Annotated in this window: 17 protein-coding genes; 6 read left to right on the top strand and 11 right to left on the bottom strand. The window is 45.7% G+C overall.

Annotated features, from left to right (window positions below; translation table 11 throughout):
- Nucleotides 1-304: 304 nt before the first annotated feature.
- Nucleotides 305-919 (bottom strand): cob(I)yrinic acid a,c-diamide adenosyltransferase, encoded by a 615-nt coding sequence (gene cobO, locus Q0R35_RS14105; RefSeq protein WP_295619431.1) that lies wholly within the window; start codon nucleotides 917-919, stop codon nucleotides 305-307.
- Between the two features lie 173 nt (nucleotides 920-1,092).
- Between cobO and Q0R35_RS14100 the strand changes: the two genes are divergently transcribed.
- Complete coding sequence (locus Q0R35_RS14100; protein WP_295619427.1) at nucleotides 1,093-1,710, top strand: metal-binding protein; 618 nt, start codon at nucleotides 1,093-1,095, stop codon at nucleotides 1,708-1,710.
- Between the two features lie 94 nt (nucleotides 1,711-1,804).
- Here the strand turns inward: Q0R35_RS14100 and Q0R35_RS19570 are convergent, their stop codons facing one another.
- The 5 genes from Q0R35_RS19570 to Q0R35_RS14080 form a co-directional block, all read right to left on the bottom strand.
- Nucleotides 1,805-1,873, bottom strand: a complete 69-nt coding sequence (locus tag Q0R35_RS19570; RefSeq protein WP_366944894.1) for a hypothetical protein — start codon at nucleotides 1,871-1,873, stop codon at nucleotides 1,805-1,807.
- A gap of 179 nt (nucleotides 1,874-2,052) precedes the next feature.
- Nucleotides 2,053-3,672 carry an ATP-binding protein gene (locus tag Q0R35_RS14095; protein ID WP_295619424.1) on the bottom strand — a complete coding sequence of 540 codons (1,620 nt, stop codon included), beginning with the start codon at nucleotides 3,670-3,672 and terminating at the stop codon, nucleotides 2,053-2,055.
- 300 nt (nucleotides 3,673-3,972) lie between these two features.
- Nucleotides 3,973-5,388, bottom strand: coding sequence for a reverse transcriptase family protein (locus tag Q0R35_RS14090; RefSeq protein ID WP_295619421.1), 1,416 nt, complete (start codon nucleotides 5,386-5,388; stop codon nucleotides 3,973-3,975).
- A 507-nt stretch (nucleotides 5,389-5,895) separates the two neighbouring features.
- A complete protein-coding gene (locus Q0R35_RS14085; RefSeq protein ID WP_295619418.1) occupies nucleotides 5,896-6,078 on the bottom strand; it encodes a hypothetical protein in 183 nt (60 codons plus the stop codon).
- Nucleotides 6,079-6,264: 186 nt separating this feature from the next.
- Nucleotides 6,265-6,900, bottom strand: coding sequence for a response regulator transcription factor (locus Q0R35_RS14080; RefSeq protein ID WP_295619415.1), 636 nt, complete (start codon nucleotides 6,898-6,900; stop codon nucleotides 6,265-6,267).
- A gap of 459 nt (nucleotides 6,901-7,359) precedes the next feature.
- On the opposite strand from Q0R35_RS14080, the gene Q0R35_RS14075 reads away from it, so the two are divergent.
- Entirely contained in the window at nucleotides 7,360-7,935 is a 576-nt protein-coding gene (locus tag Q0R35_RS14075) for a hypothetical protein (RefSeq protein ID WP_295619412.1), read from the top strand.
- On the opposite strand, the gene Q0R35_RS14070 is transcribed toward Q0R35_RS14075, so the two are convergent.
- The 3 genes from Q0R35_RS14070 to Q0R35_RS14060 form a co-directional block, all read right to left on the bottom strand.
- On the bottom strand, nucleotides 7,901-9,319 hold the full coding sequence (locus tag Q0R35_RS14070; protein WP_295619409.1) for an isochorismate synthase MenF: 1,419 nt from the start codon (nucleotides 9,317-9,319) through the stop codon (nucleotides 7,901-7,903). The genes Q0R35_RS14075 and Q0R35_RS14070 overlap by 35 nt on opposite strands.
- Nucleotides 9,320-9,332: 13 nt before the next feature.
- A complete protein-coding gene (locus tag Q0R35_RS14065; RefSeq protein ID WP_295619405.1) occupies nucleotides 9,333-10,094 on the bottom strand; it encodes a DUF502 domain-containing protein in 762 nt (253 codons plus the stop codon).
- Between the two features lie 262 nt (nucleotides 10,095-10,356).
- A complete protein-coding gene (locus Q0R35_RS14060) occupies nucleotides 10,357-11,091 on the bottom strand; it encodes an HpsJ family protein (protein WP_295619402.1) in 735 nt (244 codons plus the stop codon).
- Between the two features lie 177 nt (nucleotides 11,092-11,268).
- Between Q0R35_RS14060 and pgl the strand changes: the two genes are divergently transcribed.
- From pgl to Q0R35_RS14040, 4 genes are all read left to right on the top strand, one after another.
- Nucleotides 11,269-12,006: a 6-phosphogluconolactonase gene (pgl, locus tag Q0R35_RS14055; RefSeq protein WP_295619399.1), complete on the top strand. Its 738-nt coding sequence runs from the start codon at nucleotides 11,269-11,271 to the stop codon at nucleotides 12,004-12,006.
- Nucleotides 12,007-12,265: 259 nt separating this feature from the next.
- A complete protein-coding gene (locus Q0R35_RS14050) occupies nucleotides 12,266-13,030 on the top strand; it encodes an FHA domain-containing protein (RefSeq protein ID WP_295619394.1) in 765 nt (254 codons plus the stop codon).
- Nucleotides 13,031-13,219: 189 nt separating this feature from the next.
- Nucleotides 13,220-13,402 carry a hypothetical protein gene (locus Q0R35_RS14045; protein WP_295619391.1) on the top strand — a complete coding sequence of 61 codons (183 nt, stop codon included), beginning with the start codon at nucleotides 13,220-13,222 and terminating at the stop codon, nucleotides 13,400-13,402.
- Entirely contained in the window at nucleotides 13,362-13,706 is a 345-nt protein-coding gene (locus Q0R35_RS14040; RefSeq protein WP_295619388.1) for an FHA domain-containing protein, read from the top strand. Before Q0R35_RS14045 ends, Q0R35_RS14040 begins: the two co-directional genes overlap by 41 nt.
- A gap of 10 nt (nucleotides 13,707-13,716) precedes the next feature.
- On the opposite strand, the gene dnaN is transcribed toward Q0R35_RS14040, so the two are convergent.
- Together dnaN and Q0R35_RS14030 are read right to left on the bottom strand one after the other, a co-directional pair.
- Nucleotides 13,717-14,880, bottom strand: coding sequence for a DNA polymerase III subunit beta (gene dnaN / locus Q0R35_RS14035; protein ID WP_295619385.1), 1,164 nt, complete (start codon nucleotides 14,878-14,880; stop codon nucleotides 13,717-13,719).
- A 43-nt stretch (nucleotides 14,881-14,923) separates the two neighbouring features.
- A partial coding sequence (locus Q0R35_RS14030) for a sulfurtransferase TusA family protein (protein WP_295619382.1) occupies nucleotides 14,924-15,113 on the bottom strand: 190 nt, incomplete at its 5' end.

Genomic DNA, 15,113 nt, shown 5'->3' with positions numbered 1-15,113 from the left:
CGGGGAGGCTAGCCATATTTACTAAAATCATGGTAGCCATTGTCATCCCCCGAAAGACATCTAAGGAGGTTAAGCGCATAAATAATTAGGGGAAAGGGGTAGAGGGGAAGGTTTATTACAAGTCGGCTGGACTTCGTTTCGAGATCTGAATCCCCCCTAACCCCCCTTAAAAAGGGGGGAACCGGATCCGGAAGTCCCCCTTAAAAAGGGGGATTTAGGGAGATTTTTAGGGTTTTCGCTTCGATCGAGAGATGTCGGTACGCGATAGCCTTGGAAAGGGGGATTTATGGGGATTCTCACAATACTAGAATTCTATTCCAGGTTGGGCTTTAACACCTTGCTCTCGAAAAGGATGTTTAATCATTGTCATTTCTGTGACTAGATCTGCCACATCGATCAAACTTTGAGGCGCGCCTCTACCAGTCAGAATCACATGCGATAATTCGGGCTTTTGTGCTAAACCTGCAATTACTACTTCTGGACTGAGATAGCCTAATTTGAGCGCGATATTAATTTCATCGAGCAATACTAATTGATAATTTGGATCGATGATATAATCAAGTGCCTGTGCCCAAGCACGCTCGGCAGTGGCAATATCTCGATCGCGATCCTGAGTATCCCACGTAAAACCTTCGCCCATTGCCTGGAATACTAACTGGTCGCCAAACCGCTCTAAAATCGCCTTCTCGGCGGGTTCCCAAGCCCCTTTGATAAATTGGACGATCGCAACTCGATAACCGTGTCCGAGCGATCTAAGCACCATTCCGAGTGCGGCAGTAGTTTTGCCCTTACCCGTCCCGGTATTGACAATTATCAATCCTTTTGCTTCGATCGATTTCTCGATTCGCTCTGCCTGCACTTGCTGGCGACGCTGCATTTTCTGTTTATACTGTTCGTCAGTAAGGCTCGATTCTGTCATTTAGGGGATAGGGGATAGGGATGTGTATAATAGCGATCGCCTGTGATATTTTTGCTGGCGATCGGGCTGTTAAATTGGAAAGCGATCTTTTATTCTCAATAATATTACCAACTTAGATGATTATTATAGTATTGTAAAAAAATCTCGATCCCCGACCCCCTAACTAATTTACCTTGCCATCCGGACGCACGCACGATCGAGTCACACTGTGGAGTTTGCCTATTCTCGCTGGAAGTACGCTACTTGTTACTTCCCGTGCCGATTTGGCATTTTGGGTTTCGAGCGGATTCTTAGTGAGTGGGTTAATTTTTGGGCCAGACTTAGATTTATACTCTATTCATTACAAACGGTGGGGTAAATTGCGCTGGTTATGGCGACCTTATCAACAAGCTCTCAAACATCGATCGATTTGGTCGCATGGCCCTATTATTGGGACGATCGGACGAATTATTTATTTGAGTTTATGGGTGGGTTTGCTCGGTCTATTTTTGCTGGGAATAGCTCAGTTTATTGGCATCAAGACATATACCGGGCAACAGCTATTAGTTATTCTACAACAATCGATCGCCAAAAATTCTGCGATTTATATAGCTTTATTTTGCGGTCTAGAATTGGGCGCAATGAGTCACTACCTGAGCGATTGGTTGGTATCGACATATAAGCGATTTGCCAAAAGCAAGGCTACGACAACACCATTTCGCAATCTCGATGCTCGTAAGTCTACGTTGAAAATAGTTAGTAAGCCAAAAAAAGTGTCCGCTAAATCGATTGGAAAATCGCGAGTTAAATAACCAGCGTTTGGGATCGGAATAGCCTTTGCTGCTGGGAGTTATTAAACTAATATTCCTTTCTTAGTTTTGCCAAAGCAGATTCAGCAGCCTGTTTCTATGCATCCTTTTTACTACGACCTTTCCCTTCAGCACAGAATTTTTCACTGACATAAACCTTAGATATAAATTCTAGACTACGATCCGAGCCACCTTTTTTTCAGTGACATATTTAGGCGGGGTTGTTGCGCCACTAGCCTGTACGAATGCAATTATCTCAACATTACGATCGATTTACCGATCGAAATTTAGTCATGACTTACTCGCTCGATTGGGGCATCTTCATGGCTGTGAATTCACTCGCAGCTAATTTAAGACAGTGCGGAGTGTCTGGAGTAAATCTTGCGTGCTAAAAGGTTTAGCAAGAAAGGCTTTAATTGTTTCGCTATGAGTGTGTGCCTCAATTTCGTCAGCGGATAAGCCACTCATGACGATCGCGCGGACGTTGGGATCGATCGAGTGAAATTGCGCGATCGTCTGTTGGGGATCGCCACCGGGCATCATATAATCTAATAAAATCGCCTGAATTTCGCCATGATGTTGGCTGTATAGTTCGATCGCTTGTTGGCTATTACTCGCCAAGATGGTGCGATATTGATAAGATTCGATCGTCGTGCTCAGAATTTCGCGAATTGAGGGTTCGTCATCGACGATTAAAATTAGCTCGTTTTTGCCCACCAGAGGGATATGGGATCGAGCGCATTTAGCTGCGATTTGCGTGTGGGAAAAGCCTTCGCTCGGCGGTGTCGCAGGTAAATATAAGCGGAATTGCGAACCGCGATTCTCGTTCCGAGAGGCTCCGCCAACGACTTGACTGGAAACATCGATAAAGCCATGATGATTATTAACGATCGTCCTGACGATCGATAATCCCAATCCGGTACCTTTACCAATTTCTTTAGTTGTAAAAAATGGCTCAAAAATCTGCTCGATCGATTCTGGCTCGATGCCGATGCCCGTATCTGCAACTGTAATTGCGACATATGCCCCGCTGTGCGCGTGAGGATGAAGTTTTGTATACTCAGAGCTGATAATGATATTTTCAGCTCTGAGCGTCAACTCGCCCCCAGTTGGCATTGCGTCGCGGGCGTTGATGCATAAGTTAATTAGGACTTGATGGAGTTGATTGGCATCGGCGGATAATGTCCACAAGTGGGTATTCTCGATTTGGAGGCTGACTTCGATCGATCTCGGAAATGTTTGTCTGGCAATTTGCATTACTTCTGCTAGCAAATGGCGCGGTTGCAAAAGGGTATGTTCGCCATCGCCACCTCTGGCAAAACTGAGAATTTGGGCGACTAATTCTCGCCCGCGTTTAGAATTTTCGGATAGGGTATTGAGTAATTTTTGGGTGCGCTCGTCTAAATTTTTGAGCTTTAGGGGCAGTAGTTCGGTAATCGCGACGATCGGCGTGAGAATATTATTAAGGTCGTGGGCGATGCCGCTAGCTAATGCGCCTAAATTTTCCAGCCGTTGGGCGTGAAGAAATTGCCGCTCTAATAGCTTATGCTGGGTAATATCGGAATCGATCGTCAAAATCGATTGTGGGCTAGCAGTTGTGGCGGCGAGTAGATACCAATGACTGGCGACAGTAATACTTTTACCTTCTCGCGTTAATAGTTGCATGTCGCCACTCCATTCTCCCCGATCGAGTGTCTGGGCGATCGCGGCTTGATAATGCGGATCGTCAATGTGATAAAGAAAATCTACTATTTGTCTACCGATGGCATTCGCCGCCAGCCAGCCATACATCCGCTCGGCACTGCGATTCCAGTATTTTACTTGCCCATCGATCGATCGTAGAACGATCGCATCTGTCACCAAATCTAATAAGATCGATCGTTCGCCACACAGCTCGTGCAGTTCTTCAACCCGACTGAAGACTGATGCCCCACTGACAACAGCCGATGGACTTCTGATTTCCATACATGATTCGAGGTATATCTACCCCACTCCCGATCGGCTTACCCCTTTAGCATAACCCTAGATTTAATTCCTTGCTGCAAACTATTAAACAAATATTAAATAAATAGGTTTTTCTAATGTTTATATGATAAGCGGGGGGGGAGAGATGGGAGATGGGAGTTGGGAGTTGGGAGATAGGGGGACAAAGGAGACGGGGGGACTGTAGAGAAAATAAACGTACAATCCAAAATCACCCTTACTTCTTACTTCTTACTCCTTACTCCTTACTTCTTACTCCCATCTCCGAACTCCCATCTCCGCTCACCTTCTGCGTTTGCCGTATTTTTTCTGAATGCGTTGCACTTGAGCTAGAAATTCACTACCTTTGCTCGGATTGACCATTGCGACATAATTGGCAAAACCGACGATCGATTGTAATAAATCTGTGCCTTGTCCCCACTGTTTGCCTGCTAAACCATCTTTTTCGATTTGGTAGAGGGTGGCGCGAAAGCGTTTGAGCAAAGCCCTGTCGATATTGAGCTTCTGATTTACTACTACCCCGGTGACTTCTTGCTGTTGCGAGTTTCTCAGCACGCGAGTTTTGTTAGGGTGAATCGTTAACCCTTCGTGAGTGACAATATTTTGGGTGCCTTGGAGAATATTACCAATGTCTCTGAGCTTATCCCGATCGACAGTCGAAAAGGTTAGATCGTCAGCGTATCGTGTATACGTAAAGCCGCGATTTTGCGCCATCCGATCGAGCCTGCGATCTAATCTCCGGCAGAGTAAATTTGTGAGTGCGGGGCTACTGGGGGCACCTTGGGGCAAATACCGCTGCTCTTGGGCGATGTAATAACTTTTGCCATCTAATTCGACGGCGGTGACATCTGGCTCGGTGCAGATTAAGCCCAAAATAGTGGCAATTGCTTCGGAATAACCTAACGATCGGAAAATTCCTTTAATTCGACAATAAGAAATCGATGGGAAAAAGTTCTGTAAATCGAGATTGATGACGGCGAGTGCGCCCACATGCGGCTGGGCATTGGTAATTATCGATCGACCCCGCCTAAATCCGTGCGCGGTGGGGTGGAGGACTACTCGTTCTAAAATATTGTCGAGAATCCACTGCTGTGCTTGCTTGAGCCGGGGTAATGGTGCTGAAATTTGGCGAACGCCGCCAGTTTTTTTGGGAATCTGAAAGTGGATGTAATGAGAAATAGTAGCGACGCGGCGGGAGAATGCTAAAAACCGCAGTTGCCCGATCGAAATATTCATCGCGATCGCCAGATCTGCGCCAGTATGTAAGATGGGGAGATGATGCTGCTGTAATCTATCCAGATCGGAATTCGCTTGGTTTAATCCTGCCGAAACTCCTGCACCTAAATAATTAATTTCGCTGGCTTGGCGTGCTTGCCATGCTACCGCGCGTTCTTGGCGTTCTTTTTCGCGACGCTCTTTGGTTTCTTGCTGCTTGCGGCGCGACTCCGCCATCCGTAATTTAAGAGCGGCTTTCTTGAGAGCTTCCTCATTATGCAAGCGGCGATTTTCCGCTCTGAGGGTATCGAGTTCTCGTTGAATTTCGCCACGCCGCCGAATTTCATCTGCCGGATCGTTGGGAATTTCGCCGCTTGCCGACCAAAATCCCAGGCGGATCATCTCGTCGAGAATAAATTCTGCTTTGGAAGTTTGACGAATTCGATCGTAAAGATCCTGACGAGTGCGCGGCTGTTCGGTCATGATGTTGAGGTGATTAATTAGCGATCGAGGATAAACAAGTCATCCTCAATCGAACAATTCCCATTTCACAGTGCGATTCCGCTTCGTAAACCGCTGAGGACTGGCTCGCTCAACGCCAGCGGATACACCTACTATGCGTTCGTTAGACTCATGGAGTCTACACCGTAACAACGCATAGTAGGTGATATCCGCACAGTTAAGAGTGAGCCAGTGATGTGTGGCTAGACTAAACGCATGGATGACGATCCATCATCCGGGTTGCAAGTGGTATTAATCGCACGGCTGCATGGGTCAGTACTTGTGTACTGAATCTATTGTATCATCTCGATCGATAATTGCCAAGTTGCCCTTGCAAAAAGTCAGGGTAGTAGGCACTAAATATTAGAGTTGGTAAAGCGTGCGGCTCAACAATTGTCAGAAATAGCAGGTAAGTTTTAGCTGCTTAAACCAGTAGATTGGCGGAGATTGCGAGCGAGATCGCCTCGAAATTGGACTAGAAGGGGTGGATTATTCGCGACCGACACTTTCAAAGCGGTGCTTGCAGGTGTGCTTCTGACACCGATAGGGATAGACATTGACAACACCGAGCATTTTTTCAAAGAGATCGATCCGCTGCGAACGGACAACATCGGAGTTTCCACATTTGGGACATTTGCGCTCTACTTGCGTTTTAGAGAAGTTAGTAATCATCAGATTAAAGTTTAGCTAGTGCGAGTATATACTAGTCACTTATTTTAACCAATCCCGATTTCGTCTAAGTACGCTAAAGGTATCTTCAATTGCCAAAAATGACAATTTATGCATGTAATGGCTGAGTAATTTGCCTACATATCCGCTAAATGACTGAGCAAATCTATGTGCCTGTACCAACTTAGTTTACAGGTAAGTATTGGCGAAGATTGCTGCTTGAGTTCGATCGCGCAAATTGAGCCGATTTAACAGGTTTGTAACATGGTTTTTAACCGTACCTTCGGAAATATACAAGATCTGGGCAATTTCGCGATTGTTGGCACCTTTGGCGATGAGTTTCAAGACTTCGAGTTCGCGGGGGGTTAATTCTTGGAGTGCTGGTGGTAACGGGGCAATCTGGTGCTCTGCTTGTCTAGACATGGCTTTAGCCAGCATTCCGGGTGCTAGATGCGTATAGCCACGATCGACTGCCCGAATGGCTGCGGCAATTTCTTCCGATGGTGTATCCTTGAGCAAGTAACCCTTAGCTCCGTACTCGATCGCTGCCGATACATAGGTATCATCATCGAAGGTTGTCAGCACCAGAATATTTACATGCGGAAATTGCTGACAAATTTCCTTGGTTGCTGTCACTCCATCCATGACTGGCATCCGAATATCCATTAATACTACATTCGGTTGTAGTGCTTTGACTGACTCGATCGCGATTGCCCCATTTTCGGCTTCACCGACTACGCGCAGATCGGTTTCTAGTTCGAGTAAAGCTTTTAATCCTTGCCGAATCAGATTTTGGTCGTCTACTAGTAAAATATCGATCGTCATGCGGGGGATTTTAACCAATTTAGAGCAGAGATAATTAGCTTGTCGCAAATATTTATTAGATCTAAGTCGCCTGAAACATAGATGGTGGGCACTGCCCACCCTACGCAATATCTAGTGGCGATCGAATCTAACCGAAGATTGTCTGTATTTACCTACCAAGATTGTCAAAACTCGGTTTCGGTTAAGCGGTAAACCTACCCACGAGCGGCTGGGCGTGTCAACCGATGGAGGGATGTTTGGCACTGGTTTATTTATTAACATAGAGAATAATACTCGATCCCATCCACCAAAGACTTTCGCACCTTTGCGGAATCAGATAGCGGTAAAATGTAGTAAATAACAGACCTAATCGACCTTAGATAGAATTTGCTTCAAGAAAGTTCCAATTGGTTGTAAAGTTACTTACATAAATTAATATATTAATTACGAAACCCCGTCGTACACGCAAGGAGCGCAATCATGTCATTCAATTCTCAACCCGACCGCCACAATTTATCTGAAGCTGAATTAATGGATTGCCTCCTTGCAGCCTCGACAACCGAGTATCCCTGGAATCCAGCCGATCCAGAGACAGCCGATTATTATGCCCAATCCGATCTTCATTTTAGTCTGGATGATTGGACTGATGCAGAAATCGCCCAAAAGTCGCAATCTTTTTTTACGACCATTCAATCTTGTTGGGATAATGCCGATAACGTCGAGATTGGCGCACTAGAAACCCTAACTGCCAAGTTTGGTGCTAGAGTACCTCAGCAATGGCTAGAGCGAATTGCGGCTAATGCCAGCGCGTTGGCGAGTAGTAAATTAGAACCAGTGGAGCAGTTAGTAAGTGCGGTGCGCGATTTGTTATCGAATTGGGCTAATGATGATTTATTGGTAATGGCTAGACCGTATGCTTATGCCATGCGTTGCAATCCTGGTGTCGATAACCCCGATAATATTGTCAGACCTTTGGCATGGGAACACTTATCTGAGTTAGAACGGGCAAAATTAACAATTCTTATCGCTCAATATGCGATCGATGCCCTGCAATAGTCGAGCTATTTGCAAAAGTAAATAAATCGGTAAAGTGCCGGATTTTATTTTCGATTTCGATCCATTCTTCCTCAGCTTGAGAACCTGTAACGATGCCAGCACCTGCGAATAATAGTAAGCGATGACGATCGATTAATCCCGATCGAATGGCAACTGCAAATTCTGCATCATCAGCACCAACCCACCCCACTGGCGCAGCGTACCAGCCGCGCTCGAAGGGTTCTAATTCTTGAATTAATTTCAGGGCTGGAATTCTGGGGACTCCGCCGACTGCTGGGGTGGGGTGGAGCTGAGGGAGAATATCTGCATCGGTGACATCGGGTGTGAGGATGCCCTGAAATTGGGTATAAAGATGTTGAACTTTATTGAGTTTGAGAATAGACGCTGCTCGATTTAGCTCTACCGATTGACATAGTTGGGCAAGAATCGACTGGAGGTGATCGACAACTAGTTGATGTTCGCGGATATCTTTAGGCGAACTCTGCAACTCTTCACTCAACTGGATATCGCTCTGTGTTGATGCTCCACGGTGACGAGTACCCGCAATGGCTTCAGTTTTTAACAATCGATCGTGACGATAATAAAGTCGTTCGGGAGACGTGCCAATAAATGCTGTCGTGGCATCAATTTGAAAGCAAAAATGATAACTGGGATGATTATTTGGTTGCAATAATAATAACAGTAGTTGGGGCTGAAGATTACTCGCAAATGTTAACGTAGATTTTCGGGCTAGGACAATTTTTTCAAGCTGGAAATCGGCAAATTTAGCTAAGGATAATTCGACATTTTGCGACCACTCATAGCGATTGGGAGTATCTAACCTAGAAATTTGAATTGGTGGTAGATTGATGGCGATTTCTGGTTGGGTTAAATCGAGTTTAATTAGCTCTGCTAAAATTAGATCTAACTCTCGATCCCATTGTCCAGAGGGGAGAGTAAGCAAGCAGTTACAAGCAAAAAAAGTCTCAATGCCATCCGTCCAAATCTCAAATCTAGGCACTACAAAGCGATAATTACCAAATAATTTCCAACTCGGATCGATCCAGCGATCTTGGCTGAATCCGATCCCTCCATAGTATCGAACCTTAGGAAATAAAGATGACAAATTTTGGCGAAGTCGATCGAATACATGTGCGTAACTAATTGGCAAGTCGCTAGCAATAGTATCGATCGTACCGATGCCAGCCATTGTAAACCGACCCTGACGATCGGCCCAATAAGTTTTGACATCTGACTGTTGTCGTGCCAGCCAACTCAATGGCTCAACCTGGGGAATTGGCACTTCGATCCGCAAAATTTTTCCCTCTATTTCTAGAGGGAGTTCGATTGCGTCGTGCTTGAAAAATTGTTTAATCTGGGTGGCTATCTTCAGATAAAGATCCATTACGAACAATAATTTACGATGAGGAATTGTCCTCCCGTTGGCGGAAAGCCCTCTCCTCTGGAGAATCGATAATAGGGACGGGTAATCCGGTAGCTACGGGAGCAACCACGATCGGATCTGAAGTTTGACTCAAAGCGGCGACGGCGACATTACCTGGATTGACGATGCCACCAGAAATAACTACTTTAAAAGCATCCTCGATCGACATTGCCAAATCTAAGACTTCGGTTTCCGCTACGACAGCATACCAGCCAGTCGTCGGATTTGGGGTAGTGGGGATAAATAAATTTAGCATTCCTTGAGGCATCTGGGACTGTATTTCACTATCGAGCGTGCCTGTTACAAACGCCAATGCCCAAATCCCGCGACGCGGATATTCAACCAAAACTACGCGGCGGAATTTGTTGCCCGAATCCCGCAGGAGAGTTTCTAGTAGTTGTTTGAGTGTTTTATACACCGCACCTGCGAGGGGAATGGCTTGTAGTAACCGTTCGCCGATATCTAACAGCCACTTCCCGGCAAAATTTCGAGCCATTAACCCAATCGTCAGGATAATTAATAAGGGTGCTGCCAAACCGACTAATAAGTTTAAGAAATAGACTAAAATCGGGTCTAAACCTTCAAAGGGAGCGATTTGCTTGGGGATGCGCGTCAAAAAATTAACGACCCATGTCGTGACATTAATTGACAGCCAGAGAGTAGTAGCGAGTGGAATCACTACTAGCAATCCAGCTATTAAATCATTTTTTAAGTCCTGCTTGAAATGTTGGAACACAAATTTCCGACTGGGTAGTACGACAGGTTTTATCGATCTTGTCTACTCATACTATACAAAGCTTTGCCAGATCTAGGGAAGATGTAAGTCAACTCAGATCTGGCACCAATAGTAACTAACGTGAGTTTGGGATCAGAAATGCCTAGAGACTGGAAATCGGAGGCGGTGCCCTGGCGGAGCAAATATCCTTATCCCAAACTCACGTTAACTAAGTACAAGGATCTGTAGGTTGGGTTGAAGAATGAAACTAGAGCATACTTAACTACCGCAAGACGCGTCTCAAGCCCGTCCAGCCGATCGTAATATAGGCAATGGCGAGTAGAAAACTCGCCAAACTGGTGCGAACGCCAGTTTGGAGCATTCTAGTATTGACTTGGGCTTCGCGTTTTTGTCTTTGGAGTTGGAGATTTTGGTCGGATTTTTGGGCAAACTTTTTAGGGTCGGTCAGTAACAGTTTATTAAGCTGGAGATTTGCCAGCCGTTCGCCTTGAGCTTGTCCGCTGGCGATCTCTTTATCGATCGCGGTAAGCTGTTCTTTAACTTTATCTTTACTGAGGGCGTTAATTTGCTGGAGATTGCCCTCGATCCCCTGTTTGATTTGGGTCGCTTCTTCACTAATTTTGGTGAGATCTTGAGCTTTAAAATCGTTAGTGGTAACGATTTGGAAGGGAATAATCAAGATAAAAATCAAGCCTAACAGGCTAGCTAGCGAAAAAGTGCCGATCCTCCAAGCATTGCCGCGATCTCCGCCATCTTCTGTCGAAACAATGGCAATCCAGTCGCCAGCGACGACAAAAGCAATACCAACCAATGGTAGCAGCCCGCGATCGACGAGTTGACTGGTAGCATATAGCCACCACCGATTGCCCTCTAGCACCAAATTTTCAGGTGGGAGCCAGAGCATGAAAATCAGGTCGATGAGGGAAGATAAAATCAATACCGCACCTGCGGTTTTAAGGGCAAGCGGGGTTAGAAAACTACTAACAGTAGGTTGCATAGTCTAAATTGTTGAGATGTTAAGATATTCGCTCCGACCAGTGAGTGATGGGTAGATGCGTTGTGGAGGATCTAAAAACTTAGATTAGCTTGTTTTGGGTAAGTTCCCAGCGATTGCTACCAAGTCTGGCTTAAAATCTAATTATTCAGTCTATATTTTTTGGTTAACTCGTTGGTTATGACCCCAAAAGTTCGCATTTATCCCGATCGACAGGCACTGGTAGCGGCTGCTTTGACAGCAATTGTCGATCGCATCCGCATGGCAATTGACCAGCGACAGTCTTGCACGATCGCGCTGTCTGGCGGCTCGACACCGCAACCATTGTACGCGGCTCTGGCGAACACCGATCTGCCCTGGGATCGAATTCGGATTTTTTGGGGAGACGAACGGTACGTCGCACCGACCGCTCCCGATAGTAATTATGGGATGACCAAACGGGTGTGGCTAGATTTAGTGCCGATTCCCGCCGCAAATATTCATCCCATGCCGACCGACTGCGAGCGACCGGAATTGGCAGCCTCAGCATACGAAGCAGAGATCTTGGCTGATTTTGGGCTGGAAGCCGGGTCGATTCCAGTTTTTGACATAGTACTGCTGGGGATGGGAGATGATGGGCATACAGCCTCTTTATTCCCCCATACAGCAGCTTTATCGGTAGCCGATCGATTGGTAACCGCAGGTGAAAAAGATGGACAACCTCGCCTGACTTTTACCTTCCCGTTGCTGAATCGATCGCGCAGTACGATTTTTTTGGTTGCAGGTGCTAGCAAACAAACTGCACTGGCAGAAATTTTTGCGCTGCAGGGCGATATTGCGGCTTATCCATCCCGTGGCATTCAGCCCGAAGGTGAGTTATTGTGGCTGTTAGATGCTGCCGCAGGCGCAGGAATGACCGTCACTAGTGAGATTGGTTGAGGTTGAGTTTTTAGGGCGAGATTTAGTTTGTACCAGCGTGAATGTCGGTATATACTTGATGCAAGTCGGTAGTATTGAATACTTAAAGATTGTAGGACTAATTTTGCTGAAATCTAAGCGAGATAAGCCTTTAAAATCTTGATATCTAAATTTCTGACAATTGTCTATCCAAGCTTGAAACTTATTTCTGCCGATCGTCTATCCAAACTTAACATCTAATTTCTCACGATCGTCTATCCAAACTTGACACCTAATTTTTATGATCGTCTGTCCAAACTGTAAGCACGATAACCCTGAAGGCGCAACTAACTGCGAAGCTTGTTATACCGCCCTACCAGCCACTAAAGCTTGCCCGAACTGTGGTGCCTCGATTCAAATCGATGCTACTTTTTGCGGACAGTGCGGTCATAATCTCAAGCCCGATCCTGCAAAATCGCCAATTTTGCTGCATCCACCTGCTAGCGAAGCGGTAAGCCCGATTCCAGAAGCTGTCAGTGTCGGTTTACCACCAACAATTTTGACAAATCCCGAAGCAGATCTGTTTGCAACACCGCTACAACCAATGGTAGCAGCAACTAATCCGGTCGAAACCGCACCTGCGGCAGCGGCGATCGTGCCACCAGCAGAAGTACCTCCTGTTATCCCGATGCCGGAGCCATCGGAGCCGCTCCTAGAACAAACTCCACCCCCATCAGCACGTCAATTATTACATCTACAAACTAATTTGCCTGTAGAATTACCGTCGCATTTACAGGTGATTCATTTGGGCAAACCAAACGATCTAGTCGCACCAGATATCGATGTATCGAGTTTTCCCTGTGCGGAGGTAGTCTCTAGAGTTCACGCAAATATTCGGATCGAAGAGGGGAACTATTATATTGAGGATGCGGGTAGTGCTAATGGTACTTACATCAACCATAATGTTTTAGCCAAAGGCAATCGACATCTGTTGCGTCCTGGCGATCGTATCGGTTTGGGTAAAGGCGATTTAGTGACTTTTCTGTTTCAACCACCGACAGTATAGTTATTACTCGTTGTCGATGCTCGATCTAAATTCTCATCTAAAACCAGTGGATGTGGCGATCGATTCGATTCTAAATTAAATTATAGATCGACGATCGTCAAAACCCACTCAATTACAGAATTAAGCAGGCATTAAATATCTAAGTTACGACTTTTTTAGCCAAGATTGCAGTCAGATCGATCGATATTTATGACTAGAATTAACTTAAAGGCGATCGGTTCGATTTTTACCAACTACTATTTAAGCAAGATTCACGATCGAACTCACGTTAGATTAATTGGCATTGCAGCCGACAAGTTACTGAAGGCGATTAGCTCAATTCTCACCAGCCATGATTCAAGCACCATCCGCGATCGTTCTCAGTCTACTTAATTCGGTTCCCGTCCAAAGCTGGACATTTACGCCTGAAAATATCGTTCGGATCGGACGGGCGACAGATAACCATGTGGTGTTATTTAGTGCCGTTGTTTCTCGGCATCATGCAGAGCTACGCTGGAGTTTGGATCTTGGTTGGCAATTTATTAATATCAGCCCAAATGGAACTTATGTAGATGGAGAAGCTATTAAGGAAATGGTCGTAGTAGATGGCATGGTTGTCTGCTTGGCAACATCGGGACCAAAAATTAAAATTAAGGTTGCAGTTGATAATTTTGCAACGTTTAGCACCAGCAGTTGATAAATTGCTGCTAAGTTCTAAGCTGAACTGGCATTACCAGATATGTCATTTTTACACCGCCGAGTGGCGTGAGAATAACAGGTTCGAGCGGGCCATTCAGACTGATCGTAATTTCTTGGGTGGGCAGAGTTTTTAAGCCATCCATCAAGTATTTAATATTAAAGGCGATATCTAAATTTGCTCCCGAAATTTGGGCGACGAGAGATTCTTTACCGTTACCGCGATCTTGACTTTCGACGGATAAATCTAGCGATTGGTTGGCACTATCGATGCTAAATTTCACTAAATTACTCTGGTCGGCAAGCACCGCAATCCGTTCGAGCGCGCTGAGAATTTGCTTGCGATCGAGCGTAATCTGGCGTTGGAATTGTTTGGGAATCAGTAACCGATAATCGGGATACTTTCCTTCTAATGTCCGCGTGGTTAATTTGCGATCGCCCCAACCGAATACGACTTGTCCTTGTTCTAATTGTAGCCCCAGCCTGTCGCCTTCTTGCCCAGAACCGAGCATTTTTTCGAGTTCGCGCAAAGCTTTCGCCGGAACTGTCACTTCAAACGATCCGGTTTTGACATCCACTGCCGCCTCCTCGGTTGCCTGAGACGCGGCAGACTCATTTGGATACACTTCGACTATTCCCAATCTATGACCATCTGTAGCGGCAAATTCTAACCGATCTGGCTCGACTTTAAGATACACTCCTGTCAGTACTTGTTTGCTCTCATCTTGGCTGCAAGCAATCAGCGAACCTTTTAAACCATCGATAAAAGCAGCAGCGGGAAGTTGGTTGGTTTCGCCTTGCTCGATGGATGGTAATTCGGGAAATTCTTCGGCACTCATCCCGCGTACCTGATAGCGACCGTTTGCCGAGGTAATTGTCACGAGGTTCTCACCAGCTTCATCGTCCAGGGTAATCTCACCGCTGGGTAATTTGGCAACGATATCATTCAACAATTTGGCAGGTAATGTTAATGTGCCGTCTTCTACTACCCGCGCGGCAAAATTTGTTTGGATGCCTAAACTCAGATCGAAGCCAGTAAGCTGAATCCGATCTGGATCTGTGGTGGCTGAGATTTTGATGTTGGCTAAAACTGGGTGAGTTGGGCGAGTGGAAACAGCGCGACTGACTAGCGCGAGGTTAATATTGAGGTCGTGCTGAGTACAGACAAATTTCATTGGAGATGGGAGATGGGAGCGAGGAGATGGGAGAAAAGCTTTACTAACTGTGTACTTGAAGCTTAAAAAAGTCAAGATCGGGGATAATATGGTCGATCGTATAACCTGCCATTTTAAGGCTGTCGGGTACTTGTTCGATCGGTTCGCCAGCATCGAGCCATACTTCTAACAGTTCTCCAGCGTCCATCTGTTCGAGCTTCATTTTTGTACGCACAAAGTTAATCGGACAAGGC

It is taken from the genome of Chamaesiphon sp. GL140_3_metabinner_50 (genome assembly GCF_025361915.1).
In the GTDB taxonomy this organism is placed as follows: domain Bacteria; phylum Cyanobacteriota; class Cyanobacteriia; order Cyanobacteriales; family Chamaesiphonaceae; genus Chamaesiphon.
The sequence above is the reverse complement of the archived record's forward strand: the minus strand, read 5'-3'. Positions and strand labels throughout refer to the sequence as shown.

Bases quoted from the DNA above. Each gene is read 5' to 3' on its own strand.
- cobO (WP_295619431.1), bottom strand. From the start codon at position 919: ATGACAGAATCGAGCCTTACTGACGAACAGTATAAACAGAAAATGCAG.
- Q0R35_RS14095 (WP_295619424.1), bottom strand. From the start codon at position 3,672: ATGGAAATCAGAAGTCCATCGGCTGTTGTCAGTGGGGCATCAGTCTTC.
- Q0R35_RS14090 (WP_295619421.1), bottom strand. From the start codon at position 5,388: ATGACCGAACAGCCGCGCACTCGTCAGGATCTTTACGATCGAATTCGT.
- Q0R35_RS14085 (WP_295619418.1), bottom strand. From the start codon at position 6,078: ATGATTACTAACTTCTCTAAAACGCAAGTAGAGCGCAAATGTCCCAAA.
- Q0R35_RS14080 (WP_295619415.1), bottom strand. From the start codon at position 6,900: ATGACGATCGATATTTTACTAGTAGACGACCAAAATCTGATTCGGCAA.
- Q0R35_RS14075 (WP_295619412.1), top strand. From the start codon at position 7,360: ATGTCATTCAATTCTCAACCCGACCGCCACAATTTATCTGAAGCTGAA.
- Q0R35_RS14070 (WP_295619409.1), bottom strand. From the start codon at position 9,319: ATGGATCTTTATCTGAAGATAGCCACCCAGATTAAACAATTTTTCAAG.
- Q0R35_RS14060 (WP_295619402.1), bottom strand. From the start codon at position 11,091: ATGCAACCTACTGTTAGTAGTTTTCTAACCCCGCTTGCCCTTAAAACC.
- pgl (WP_295619399.1), top strand. From the start codon at position 11,269: ATGACCCCAAAAGTTCGCATTTATCCCGATCGACAGGCACTGGTAGCG.
- Q0R35_RS14050 (WP_295619394.1), top strand. From the start codon at position 12,266: ATGATCGTCTGTCCAAACTGTAAGCACGATAACCCTGAAGGCGCAACT.
- Q0R35_RS14045 (WP_295619391.1), top strand. From the start codon at position 13,220: ATGACTAGAATTAACTTAAAGGCGATCGGTTCGATTTTTACCAACTAC.
- Q0R35_RS14040 (WP_295619388.1), top strand. From the start codon at position 13,362: ATGATTCAAGCACCATCCGCGATCGTTCTCAGTCTACTTAATTCGGTT.
- dnaN (WP_295619385.1), bottom strand. From the start codon at position 14,880: ATGAAATTTGTCTGTACTCAGCACGACCTCAATATTAACCTCGCGCTA.